The organism is Bacillus sp. FSL R9-9497 (genome assembly GCF_038005805.1).
Classification (GTDB): domain Bacteria; phylum Bacillota; class Bacilli; order Bacillales; family Bacillaceae_G; genus Bacillus_A; species Bacillus_A cereus.
On the sequence record NZ_JBBOTY010000001.1, the window covers coordinates 4,576,263 to 4,589,258 of the forward strand.

A 12,996-nucleotide genomic window follows, 5' to 3' on the forward strand; every position below is an offset into this window, starting at 1 on the left:
ATTTTAGATGCAAAAAAACCTATGCATTACTGCATAGGTTCTGTACGATATTTTGCTTCCACTCGGTAAATACGATGACCTTTACTAGAGAATTTCTCTTCGTACTCAGTCATAATGTTTCCTTCATAATCACTATTATGAAGATCTAGGCTAAGGTAAGTTAATAACATACCATACTCAGCCATACTCATAAGAGAATATTCAAATAAACCTTGGTTATCTGTTTTGAAATGAATTTCTCCGCCTTCTACTAACACTTCTTCATAATTACGTAAAAACGTTTTATACGTTAAACGACGCTTCGTATGACGTTTCTTTGGCCATGGATCTGAGAAGTTTAAATAAACGCGATCAATCTCACCTTTTGCAAAGAAAACTGTTAAATCTTCAGCATCTTTATTAATTAACTTTAAGTTCGGTAATTCTTCTTCAATTAATTTATCAAGTGCGTCTACAACAACACTTGTGAATTTTTCAATTCCAATATAATTAATATGTGGATTTGCTTTTGCCATATCATACATAAAGCGGCCACGACCTGTACCTACTTCAATATGAATTGGTTGTTCATTTCCAAATACTTCTTTCCAGTTACCAGCGCGCTCCTCTGGGTTTCCAATTACGATATGTGAATACTCATTAATTCGATCCATTGCATATGGTTTATGTCTTAAACGCATAGATGTCTCCCTCTCTTTACATAGCTATTTTAAAGGAATAATTCCTTCTCTCTGTTTTTAATCAATCTACCAAACAAAAAACCAAGTACGTACGAGCACTCGGTCCGTTTCTTTCAAGTATAAGATGTACCATTTTGATAAAAACTACATACAGCATTAAACATTCCATGACGAAACAGCTTTTTCTCTTACATTTCTAAAAAGAGAAAAACAATCGAAAGGATGATCCGTTCATGCCAATTAATCAACAACATCAATTAGAAGTGCTGAAAGATATTTTAGTCAATCACCAAAGTGATTGTTGCGGGACAGTTTCTGAATGCGAGCAATTAGAGCGTCTCATTCAATCGTTACTCGCAAACGATAATGTAAGTAGTGACGCTAAAGCAATGCTAAACGATGTATATTCTTATAGTCAATCGGGTAAATCTTCCTCTAATTTGGACAACCACATTTCCAATAATCAAGAACAACTTACTCAGTGGATTGCTGGAATGGACAATTTTTCTTAAGTATTATTCTGAAGCAAGTAGTTGCTGTAAATATTGATGCCAATATTCAGCTTCTGCTTGCTGTTTTTTTGTTGTATGCCATTGAATAGACAAAATCGTTTGTGCTATCACATACCATCTCATACGCCTAAGCAGCGATTCATCCATTTCAATATCATAATAACCGAGCCACTCACTCCACTCCTGGCGCGGAATGTACCAATATAATAACATACCGAGGTCTAGAGCTGGGTCAGCAATTACAGCTCCATCCCAATCAATTAAAAACAATTCATCTTCATCCGACAATAGCCAGTTGTTATGGTTTACATCACAATGGCATACAACGAATTCATTGTATTCAATAGCTTTTAATGAATCCATTAAATATTGAAGGCCTTGCTGAATTGTTTCATCATCCCTTATATCTCCTCTTAAAACGAGTTGCAGTTGTTGTAATAACTCTTGTGCGTGAAGCGGCTGCTTCCCAAGTCTTTGAATCATCTGTACAAGCGCTTTAGAGGAGTGTATTTTCTTCAAAAGTTTCGCAACACGTTCTAGTTTCATATCCTCTGGCTCTAGCTTCTGTCCCGGAAGCCATTTTTGAGCAGAAATTACATCACCATTCGTTACCCTTCTTGTCCAAAGTAATTTTGGAACAATTCCTTCTGCTGACAATACCGCTAAAAAGGGCGATGTATTCCGCTTTAAAAATAACTTCTGTTGTCCGTTTTGCGCAATATATGCATCGCCCGTTACTCCACCAGCCGGTACAAGACTCCACTCTTTTCCTAATAATTGTTCCAACCATTCCATATTCATTACCCGTTAACAAATCCTTATCTTTTATAGTTATGAAAAGAAAAACCGCAACATTTCTACACATGTTGTGGATTCATATATTTTACTGTAAATGAAAAGAAAAATTAGCCTAAGCCAAAAATCCTCTATTTTATTTTACAAAACCTGTCATAGAATGACAACTTATCAAAATCGTCACCTTTGTCAATTCTACATTTATTACATTCTCATCGTCAAGTAGCGATTTGTCACATTATCGTCAATATATACGTGCTAATTGGAGCGAGCCTAAGTTCCTTTCCTCTAAATGAAGAAATTGGCTCTATTTTCGCTTCGTTTTCGTTTACTAACACATGCCACGTTGCTTCTTTCGGAAGTTGCACAGTTTTAGCTTCTAAACCGCTATTAAATAAGACGATAATCTCTTTCCACGGCCCAAACGATTCTGCATGCTCTAGGTGATATGCAAGTACTTCTGTAGATGTTTGTAAAAAAGTCATATGTTTTTTTATAAGGTCTGCACTTTGTAATCGGAATGCCCCATGCTCTTTACGAATCGCGATTAAACCTTTTATATAGTTAACGGTCTCTATCTCTTTCTCTTTTTGATCCCAATCTAATTGATTGATCTCATCATTTGCATTATAACTATTTTCATTTCCTTTCTTCGTACGATAAAACTCTTGCCCTGCGTGTAAGAAAGGAATGCCTTGTGAAAGAATAACCATTGCGCTCGCTAACAGGTGACGTTTTTTCAAAATCGTTTCTGATTCTTCATTACTGCGCACTAGTTTATCCCACATCGTCATATTATCATGACATTCTACATAGTTAATGCTTTGCGCTGGCTCTAGAAACAGCCCTGTTTCTTTCATACTTAAAAGACTTCCTGCTGCAATATACTGCAAATGATTACAGTCTACATGCCCACCAAATGCAAAACCACGCTTATTTATATGAAATGTACTCCCTTTTATCCCATCACGAAATTGATCATTAAACTGTGCGATATGTGGCATTTTCTTCGCATTATTTAACGTTGCTTTTTCCTCAAGAGGAAGCGGTGTTTGTAAATCCCATCCTTCTCCTAATAACAAAGCATCTCGTTTTATGTTTCGCACTTCTTTCTCTATCATATTCATTGTATCAATATCTAAAATTCCCATTAAGTCGAATCGGAATCCATCGACATTGTATTCAGTAAGCCAATATAAAATAGACTCTACAATGAATTTCCTCATCATTTTCCGTTCAGACGCTATATCATTTCCGACTCCCGTCCCATTAGAAGGCATACCATCTTCACCATGACGAAAATAATATCCTGGAACAAGCTTCTCAAATGATGATAGCTCTCTTTCATAAACATGATTATATACAACATCTATAATCACCCTAATACCTTGTTCATGAAATGTTTCAATTAGTTGTTTGCACTCAACTATCCTGTTATACGGATCAGAGGGGTTTGTAGCATAATATCCTGTTGGTGCATTGTAATATAATGGATTGTACCCCCAATTATAGGCAGAAGAAGGATTCGCCTCATCCACACCACCGAAACAATATAAAGGCAATAATTCAACATGCGTAACGCCTAAATCTTTTATATGAGACAAACCTGTCAATGTCCCATTTCGTCCTGTTGTTCCTTCTTCCATTAGCCCTTTATACATCCCTTTTTTACTCACTCCACTGTTCGGATGAATAGTAGCATCACGAATATGCAATTCATACAATATGGCATCTGTCATTGCTTGTAATGGTGGTAATTGCTCTCGTTTCGTTACAGTCGTCTTTTCTAAATCGATAACAATGCCATACTTTCCATTTACAGTCACTGACTTTGCGTAAGGATCCACCGCTTCGTTCCATATTAAATTAATACAAACAAGAAATGTATAGCGTGCTCCGTCTAAATCACCTTGTAATGTTTGAATCCAAACTCCGTTTTCTCCCCTGTACATTTCATGATCGGTATATTCTTTATCGCTCTTATAAATTCTTACTTTCGCAAGCCTTGCAGTTGGGGCCCATACTTTAAATGTCGTTTCTTGTTTTTGATACACAGCACCTAAATCTGTACCTTCGTAATAATACTTTTCATCGAAAATTTTTGTTCGAATAACAGCACCTATTTGTAAATCAGTTTCTTCATTCCGTTCATCTCGTACTGTATAATACTTCCCCACATCTAGCGGCTCTTCTATAAAGCACTCATACTTCGTTGCATCTGGAAGCGCAATAGTATGAGCAATCGGTAAATCTTTCACATTACTTCCTTCTTGCAAACGAAATGTCCGACTTGTTCCATACGCATGTGGGAGCAAAATTGTAATTTTATTCATTTCATCTAAATAGGCATCAAATGGACGTTTTACTTTCAACATAAAAAAATCACCATCATTCTCAAAGTTAAAATAAAGTGAAACTTTAATGAGCGAGAAAATTTTTCCATCCTCACTTATTATTAGCCTTCACCAATTAGGCGAGATAAAATGAGCTGCAAATGATAAGGCTTTTCTTATCAACAAGACTCTATACAGTAACTCCATTCTTCTCTATAGTATATTCACCTGCATAAAAAACGTTTTCAACATTCTATTTTTGTAATTTTATTTCAGCAATCGATTTATACTTCGGGGTTTCTTTCACGTGGGATTCGTATAAAGTAATTGTATCTGCTTGAAATGATATTTCAGGCACTTCTTTTATACTTTCTAAACGAAACTTTTCTTCTCCTATCCATTTACGAGCAACGGTAATATGCGGGTGATACGGGCGTGTTTCTAGAGAAAATCCATTTTCTTCACAAATGGCATGTACTTGCTTTTGCAACTGAAACAAATGGTGATTCTCACTTACCTTCGCCCAAAAAATACGAGGCTGATCTTCCCTACCAAACGTTGAAAAACCTTGTAACGTGAAGGATAGTTCTTTTGTTTCTGCAATTGTTTGTAATCCATTCTTTATTCCCTCTAACTGTTCCTCCGTTGCACTCCCTAAAAATGAAAGGGTAATATGATAGTCTTCTTTATGTACCCATGAACGAAATTGTAATTCCTCTTGCATGTCCTCTTTATAGTTAGACAGCATTTCTTTTATATGATTCGGTAACGTAATTGCGACAAAATAATGCAGTTCCATGTACATCTTCTCCTTCTTTCTATTGTTGCTTTTCTTTCTTATCTCATTCAGGTAAAAAGAAGCCGCTCTCCAAAATAGAGAGCGGACATTATTTATATATCCATTACTTCGCTAATTCATGAATTGCTTGCGCGTAAATTGCTGTTGCTTTTAATAAGTCTTCAATTTCGATATACTCATCTTTTTGATGCGCAAGTTCTTCTTTTCCAGGGAATAGCGGGCCAAATGCCACACCAGCTTTTAATGAACGAGCATAAGTACCGCCGCCGATTGCTAATAGTTCTGCTTTTTCACCTGTTTGTTCTTCATACACACGTTGTAACGTACGGATTAATACGTGATCTTTATCGACGTGATGTGGGCGAGAATTAGAATAGTCAGCCACTTCAAAACCATGCGCACCAACATATTCTTTCAACTTCACAATTGTTTCTTCAAAGTTAGTTGTAACTGGGTAACGTACGTTTAGCCCTAAGTTACCACCGTTTTCTTTCGTATAAGAAATGCGACCGACATTCACTGTTAACGGACCGCTAATTTCATCTTTATAAGCAATAGTAGCTTTTTCACCAAAAATATCACCAGTAAATGTTTCTGTTGCAAATGTCGCAAATGCAGTTGCTTTTCCATCAAGTGAAACTGTAGTTAAGAAGTTTGCTAATAATAAACCTGCATTTTCTCCTTTTTCAGGAGTAGATCCGTGCGCTGAAATTCCTTCTATTTGCACCGTCACTGCATTTCCTTCTATAGTCGATTTCCCTATTTTTTTAGCAGTTTGTAAATACTCTTCATATGCTACTGTAAGTGCATTTACATCTTCTCCTGTAATAACCGCTTCTGCAAAATCAGGAACCATATTTAAACGGCGCCCTGAATCAAATGAAACAAGTTCATATGTACCTTTTTTCTCTTCACTACCATTTTGCACAACTTGTATATCAGAAATTCCTTTTTCTGCATTAATAATTGGAAAATCCGCGTCTGGCGCAAAACCGATTGTTGGCATTTCTTCGTTTTTAAAGTAGTGATCTACACATTTCCAATTGCTTTCCTCATCTGTTCCTATAATCATACGAACACGTTTGGAAAGAGGTAAGCCTAATTCCTTCACAATTTTCATCGCATAATATGCTGCCATCGTTGGGCCTTTATCGTCAATTGCACCACGTGCAAAAATCTTTCCATCGCGAATATCCGCACTATATGCAGGAGTCGTCCAGCCATCTCCTTCTGGTACAACGTCAACGTGACAAAGAATGCCTACTAACTCTTCTCCTTGTCCCATTTCAAGATGACCTGCATATCCTTCTAAATTTTTAGAAGCAAAACCTTCAGTTTCTCCTTTATGTAACATGAAAGATAAAGCTTTTTCTACACCTTCACCGAATGGTGCGCCCTCTTTCGCCGATTCTTCTTCCCATACACTTTTAATTTGTAAAAATTGTTGTGTATCACGAATTAAATCATCTTTTCGTTTCGCAACTTCTTCTGTCCAATTAATTGCTGACATCACGCATCCATCCTTCACTATATTGTTTCTTTCATCATAACAAACCGAAATCTCTTATGCCATACACGAAAACTAAATACCGAACAATTGTAATATTTCAGATATTTCTTATTAGTTTTTCTTTTATTTTTTCAAAAAAATTTGCAGGAATTTGGCGTTTTACGTAGAATTTTATGTGTTAGTTGACTGACCATATATACAATGTCAACTACCAATATTTTTCTATATGAATATTTGTTAAATTTCTGTAAAATTTAAGTAGATTAAAGCATGAATTTTATCATGTAGAGTACAATGGTAGTAACGACCTTCTTTCCTGAATGAGGTCAAAAAAACTAGTAGAGGAGTGGTTTTCTCTTGAAACCTACAACTACTCGTATGCTAACACGCATTAAATCAATTTATATGTACATCAATGAAAACGGAACGGTAACGACGAAAGACCTTGTAGATGAGTTCGGGATCACACCGCGAACGATACAACGTGATCTAAATGTGTTGCAGTTTAATGAACTCGTGTATAGCCCTTGCCGCGGTAAGTGGACAACAACAGGAAAGAAAGTGAGAATGACCTCATAATGAAAAATAATTGTATGTAAATAAATACATACCCCTTTCTAATAATTAGAAAGGGGTCTTTTCTGCGCCTATAAAGGTACTACTTTTCAGTATCTACTTGATATGTTTTTAACATTTCTACTTCTTCATCTGTTAGCTCTCGGTATTGTCCAAGTTCTAGTTCTTCATCTAATACTAACGGACCCATCTCTGTTCTCTTTAGGTAGACTACTTTTTTCCCTACCGCTTCAAACATACGCTTCACTTGATGGAATTTCCCTTCCGTAATCACAAGCTCAATTTCAGAAATATCATCGCTTTTCAATATTGTAAGTGCACCTGGCTTTGTTTCATAGCCATCATCTAAAATAACACCTTTAGCAAACTCTTTTACATCCTCTTCTGTTACTACTCCTGCAACGTGTGCATAATATTTTTTCGGCACATGCTTTTTCGGAGATAATAATTGATGTGATAGCTTCCCATCATTTGTTATCAATAAGAAACCTTCCGTATCGATATCAAGTCGTCCAACTGGGAACGGATCAAAGATTGCATCTTCTAATTCTAATAAATCTATTACTGTTTCATGATTATCATCTTCCGTCGCTGAAATAACACCTTGTGGTTTATGCATCATTAAGTAAACAAATTCTTTGTATTCCACAACTTCACCGTGAATCATAACTTCTTGCTCTTCTACATTTACATGAACTTTCGCATCTTTTACTGGCGTTCCATCAATTTTCACAACGCCATCTTTCAATAATTTCTTTACTTCTTTTCTACTTCCATATCCCATATTTGCTAATAATTTATCTAATCTCACGTTTTTCACCTTCTTTATTTATCATAGAAAAGGGGACGTAATTACGCCCCTCTTGATTTCAACTTTATTTTAAATCTACTACCAAGTTTACGTTGAATTTTATCTAATGCTTCTCCGCCAAATACTCTTTCAAGTACTCCTGTGCGAATTGCTAACAATCCGTAAACAAGACCGCCAATACCTGCACAAATCGCAACTGTTATAAGAGCACCCATACGGCCATCAGGCGAAATCATGAAGGATAGAAGCCATTGTGATAGTTTTACAGCAACGACCATTATAAGTGTTAATACTGCAATTTGGAATGTTCTTTTATATACAACACCGAATGAATAGTGTGCGTATTTTTTAATTTGTTGATTTGTGTACCAAACAGAAGCTAAGAAACCAACTGCTGTTGCTAGAATTGCTCCTACTGTACCGAAATAACGAATAAAGATTACGTTACATACAAATTTCAAAATAACGCCCATTATAAGCGCAATAATCGCATGCTTCTGCTGGTTAATACCTTGCAGGATTGCCGCTGTTACTGTAAATAAAGCGAATAACAACGCAACTGGTGCATACCACATTAATACTTGTCCACCTAGTGGATCTGAATCGTAAAACGCAGTATAAATTGGATATGCCAGTGAAGAAATACCGACAACTGCTGGCAATGTTAAAAACATATTCGCCTGGAATGTTTGTGTAATTTGTAATTTCAAATAACGGTATTGTTTTTCAGTAAATGATTTTGTAATTGCTGGTACAAGCGTTAAACTAAACGCTGTTGCAAGTGATACAGGAATCATAATTAGCTTATGCGTCCACATTGTGAAAATACCGAGAGCTCGCTCTGCGATATCACCTTGACCAATCGCCTGCATAATTGAGTTAAATGTCAATGTATCAATTTGTTGATATAAAGGAATTGTTAACCCAATTACAACGTAAGGAATCGCATATGCAAATAACTCTTTAAACAATTGAACGGTGCTTACTGTTGATTCTGGTACAGTTTGTTCAATTAGATATTGATCCAAATATTTTTTACGTTTTAACCAGTACCAAATTAACACACCGAGTGCTCCAACCGCTGAAACGAACGCAGCAAATGTCGCTACTCCAACTGCTGTTGCAACTGTACCGCCAAGTACTTTAATAACGATAAAACTACCTGCTAATAAAAAGACGATACGAATAATTTGTTCAATAATTTGTGAAACGGTAGTTGGTCCCATAGACTGGTGACCTTGGAAATAACCACGAATTAAACTCGCTGCTGGTACAACAATAAGTGCGAAACTTACAAGACGAATAATCGTCGTAACTTCTCCTACATTATTGCGTATACTTTGTTTACCAAGCATCGCTTCTGCAAACAATGGCGCCGTCATGTACAGTACTAGGAACGAAAGAACTCCTGTTACTATCATCATAACCATTCCCGAGCGGAACATTCTCCGGCTCGTTTTATAATCGCCAAGCGCATTATATTTGGAAACAAATTTTGAAACAGCAAGTGGCACACCTGCCGTTGCGATACTTAAAAAGATCGTATATGGAATGTATCCATATGTATAGAGCGTTCCGCCTTCTGTTCCTACTAATGCATGAAACGGAAAGACGTAAATCATGCCTAAGAACTTTACTAAAAATGTCCCTAGCGTAACAATAAGCGTTCCGCGCAGAAATTTCGAATCGGACATACAAAAATCCTCCTACATCTACATAAAGTGAAACTATAATTAGTTGGAGACTTCTCTCCTACTCCTTATTAGTTGAACCATTCGAGCATTTACAGGCTAACAGACTCCCTATTTACTTCTCCTAAATCTTGAGGTTTTAGTCTTATCGCCTACAAATGGCAGGATAGTGCTGAACTCTAACTTTTGTATTGTACCACAATTCTCTCATTAAGCAGTACTTCACTCTATTTTTCTTTTAAGGGAAAACATGCTATTCTTTTAGGCAGGAAATGTAGAAAATGAGGTCGATATATTATGCATTATGATGTTATTGTCATCGGCGGCGGTCCTTCTGGGCTAATGGCTGCAATTGGTGCTGCAGAAGAAGGCGCAAATGTCTTACTTCTTGATAAAGGAAATAAACTTGGGCGTAAACTTGCAATTTCTGGTGGCGGACGCTGTAACGTAACGAACCGTCTACCACTTGATGAAATTGTTAAACATATACCAGGAAACGGTCGCTTCTTATACAGCGCTTTTTCTATTTTTAATAATGAAGATATTATTACATTCTTCGAAAATCTTGGTGTTAAATTGAAAGAAGAAGACCACGGTCGCATGTTCCCTGTGTCAAACAAAGCACAATCTGTTGTAGACGCACTTTTAACACGATTAAAAGACTTAGGTGTAAAAATCCGTACAAATACGCCTGTTGAAACGATTGAATATGAAAATGGTCAAACGAAAGCAGTTATACTGCAAACAGGCGAAGTGTTAGAAACAAATCACGTCGTTATCGCTGTTGGCGGAAAATCAGTTCCTCAAACCGGATCTACTGGAGACGGATATGCTTGGGCTGAAAAAGCGGGTCATACAATTACAGAATTATTCCCAACAGAAGTACCTATCCTTTCAAACGAGCCGTTTATACGTGACCGCTCATTACAAGGTCTTGCTTTACGTGATATAAACTTAAGCGTATTAAACCCGAAAGGAAAAGCTATCATTTCTCACAAAATGGACATGCTCTTCACTCATTTTGGCCTATCTGGTCCTGCTGCTCTTCGCTGTAGTCAATTCGTCGTGAAAGCACTGAAAAAGTTTAAAACGAATACAATACAAATGAGTATTGATGCATTGCCAGAGGAAAATAGTGAGCAACTATTCCAGCGCATGCTGAAACAAATGAAAGAAGATCCAAAAAAAGGAATTAAAAACGTTTTAAAAGGTTATGTTCCTGAACGTTACTTCCTATTCTTATTAGAAAAAAATGAAATTGACGGTAGCGAACAAGCTGGACAAGTTTCTCACGAAAAGATTCGTGCACTTGTGAAAGACTTTAAAGAGTTTACTGTGAATGTAAATGGTACGCAGTCAATTGAAAAAGCATTCGTTACTGGCGGCGGTGTATCCGTGAAAGAAATTAACCCGAAAGAAATGTCTTCTAAATTTACGAACGGCTTATATTTCTGCGGAGAAGTTCTTGATATTCACGGTTATACTGGTGGCTATAATATTACATCAGCCCTTGTTACTGGTAGAATTGCCGGAACGACAGCTGGAGAAAACGCGAAAATGCAGTATTAAAAAAAGAAACAGGGATTCCTGTTTCTTTTTTTATAGGTACATGAAATTATATCAGCGATTCCGCAACTTATATCGGCGATTTTCCAAATTTATCAGCGATTCTGCAACTTATATCGGCGATTTCCCAAATTTATCGACTTACCGACAAGAAGCGACAAATATCTGCTCCATGTAACTTTCCATTGCTTTTTTGTTGCTTTATTTACCTTAGTACCTTTATATTTTATATTGTTGAATATTTAAAAAAGGGTAAGGGGAAAACAAATGAGAAAAAAAGTCATGATGTCTTTAATGTTAATGACGTTTCTTTCTGCGGTAGAAGGAACGATTGTTAGTACAGCAATCCCTCGTATAACGAGTGATTTGTCAGGCGTCGAACTTGTTAGTTGGGTATATGCAATTTATATGCTTGCAACAGCTGTTTCGACTCCAATATACGGAAAGCTCGCTGATTTATTTGGCCGTAAAAAAGTTTTACTAATCGGAGCTACAATCTTTTTAGTCGGTTCTGCACTTTGCGGAATCGTTACATCGATGGAACAATTAATCTTCTTCCGCGCGCTTCAAGGTATCGGTGCTGGTGCTGTTATGCCAATCACAATGACGATTATTGGAGACTTATATAGCGAAGCGAAAGACCGCGCGAAAGCACAAGGTTGGATGAGTGCCGTTTGGGGTGTATCCGGTGTTATCGGACCGTTAGTAGGTGGATTTTTAGTTGATTCCCTTTCTTGGCGCTATATTTTCTTCCTAAACGTTCCATTCGGAATTATCGCTTGCTTAATGATTGCAATTTACTACAAAGAATCTATTAAACCTGCTAAGCATCATATCGATTATCTTGGTGCAACAGTCTTCTCATTAAGTACAATCGCTCTACTATATGCATTATTAACAGGTAGCAGTAAGCAAAACTGGGGAGACATGACAATTATCGGCCTATTAATCTTTGCCGCTATTTCATTTATTATTTTCTTATTCATCGAGAAAAAATCTCCAGAACCATTAATTCCGCTAGCACTTTTCTCTAACCGTACATTATCTACGATAAATATATTAACTCTTATTGCTGGCGCAATGATTATTAGTATTACAATGTACCTTCCAATTTGGAGCCAAGGTGTATTAGGGAAAAATGCTACAGAAGCTGGACTTATTTTAATGCCAATCCCTGTTATGTGGACATTTGGCGCTATTTTCTCTGGTAACTTAGTAGGCAAATTAAAAACGAAACAAATCATTTTACTTGGAGCTAGCATTTTATCAGTCGCTACGTTCTTATTATTTACACTATCAACAAATTCACCATCGTTCCTTATTTATGTAGCAGTCGGATTATTCGGCTTAGGAATGGGGCTTGTGACACCGATTTACATGGTAACAATTCAAGCAGCCGTACCAGCTCATACACGCGGAACAGCCGTTGGTTTAAACACATTTATTAATACATTCAGTCAAACGTTAGGTGCTGCAATCTTTGGAACAATCTTTAATACGATGATTCATGCACGCGGCATTAAAAACCTTGATCTTGTATCTGGCGGACACGGCGGGGCTACAGCAAGTGTAGCCACTGAATCACAATCCGCATTAGCTGCAAGTGTACACGTTATTTATATGAGCACTTTCGTATTAGCAGTATGTACATTAATTATCGCTTGGCTTTTATTAAAGCCAGCTACACAAACAAGTGAACAATAATAAAGAGGATGACCATTTC

General features: G+C 36.8%; 11 protein-coding genes. 4 read left to right on the forward strand and 7 right to left on the reverse strand.

What is annotated here, in order from left to right:
* Positions 1-26: 26 nt before the first annotated feature.
* Positions 27-680: a tRNA (guanosine(46)-N7)-methyltransferase TrmB gene (gene trmB / locus MKY21_RS23615; protein ID WP_001239381.1), complete on the reverse strand. Its 654-nt coding sequence runs from the start codon at positions 678-680 to the stop codon at positions 27-29.
* A 233-nt stretch (positions 681-913) separates the two neighbouring features.
* Here trmB and MKY21_RS23620 point away from each other — a divergent pair, with 233 nt between their 5' ends.
* The gene (locus MKY21_RS23620) at positions 914-1,192 is read left to right on the forward strand and encodes a YtzH-like family protein (RefSeq protein ID WP_016118745.1); all 279 of its coding nucleotides are present in this window, start codon (positions 914-916) and stop codon (positions 1,190-1,192) included.
* Positions 1,193-1,195: 3 nt separating this feature from the next.
* On the opposite strand, the gene MKY21_RS23625 is transcribed toward MKY21_RS23620, so the two are convergent.
* The 4 genes from MKY21_RS23625 to pepV form a co-directional block, all read right to left on the reverse strand.
* Positions 1,196-1,993, reverse strand: coding sequence for a phosphotransferase family protein (locus tag MKY21_RS23625; RefSeq protein WP_001986674.1), 798 nt, complete (start codon positions 1,991-1,993; stop codon positions 1,196-1,198).
* A gap of 227 nt (positions 1,994-2,220) precedes the next feature.
* Entirely contained in the window at positions 2,221-4,362 is a 2,142-nt protein-coding gene (gene pulA, locus MKY21_RS23630; RefSeq protein ID WP_086424120.1) for a type I pullulanase, read from the reverse strand.
* A gap of 211 nt (positions 4,363-4,573) precedes the next feature.
* Positions 4,574-5,119 (reverse strand): RNA 2',3'-cyclic phosphodiesterase, encoded by a 546-nt coding sequence (gene thpR / locus MKY21_RS23635; RefSeq protein ID WP_000418985.1) that lies wholly within the window; start codon positions 5,117-5,119, stop codon positions 4,574-4,576.
* Between the two features lie 103 nt (positions 5,120-5,222).
* The gene (gene pepV / locus MKY21_RS23640; RefSeq protein ID WP_001274252.1) at positions 5,223-6,629 is read right to left on the reverse strand and encodes a dipeptidase PepV; all 1,407 of its coding nucleotides are present in this window, start codon (positions 6,627-6,629) and stop codon (positions 5,223-5,225) included.
* A 357-nt stretch (positions 6,630-6,986) separates the two neighbouring features.
* Between pepV and MKY21_RS23645 the strand changes: the two genes are divergently transcribed.
* Positions 6,987-7,208, forward strand: coding sequence for a DeoR family transcriptional regulator (locus MKY21_RS23645; RefSeq protein WP_000805512.1), 222 nt, complete (start codon positions 6,987-6,989; stop codon positions 7,206-7,208).
* Positions 7,209-7,287: 79 nt separating this feature from the next.
* Here the strand turns inward: MKY21_RS23645 and MKY21_RS23650 are convergent, their stop codons facing one another.
* Positions 7,288-8,016, reverse strand: coding sequence for a pseudouridine synthase (locus MKY21_RS23650; protein WP_001234947.1), 729 nt, complete (start codon positions 8,014-8,016; stop codon positions 7,288-7,290).
* 41 nt (positions 8,017-8,057) lie between these two features.
* The gene (locus MKY21_RS23655) at positions 8,058-9,710 is read right to left on the reverse strand and encodes a putative polysaccharide biosynthesis protein (RefSeq protein WP_341077482.1); all 1,653 of its coding nucleotides are present in this window, start codon (positions 9,708-9,710) and stop codon (positions 8,058-8,060) included.
* A 294-nt stretch (positions 9,711-10,004) separates the two neighbouring features.
* Between MKY21_RS23655 and MKY21_RS23660 the strand changes: the two genes are divergently transcribed.
* Together MKY21_RS23660 and MKY21_RS23665 are read left to right on the forward strand one after the other, a co-directional pair.
* Entirely contained in the window at positions 10,005-11,276 is a 1,272-nt protein-coding gene (locus MKY21_RS23660) for a BaiN/RdsA family NAD(P)/FAD-dependent oxidoreductase (protein WP_000558859.1), read from the forward strand.
* Between the two features lie 264 nt (positions 11,277-11,540).
* On the forward strand, positions 11,541-12,977 hold the full coding sequence (locus MKY21_RS23665; RefSeq protein WP_341077483.1) for an MDR family MFS transporter: 1,437 nt from the start codon (positions 11,541-11,543) through the stop codon (positions 12,975-12,977).
* The last annotated feature ends 19 nt before the right edge of the window (positions 12,978-12,996 follow it).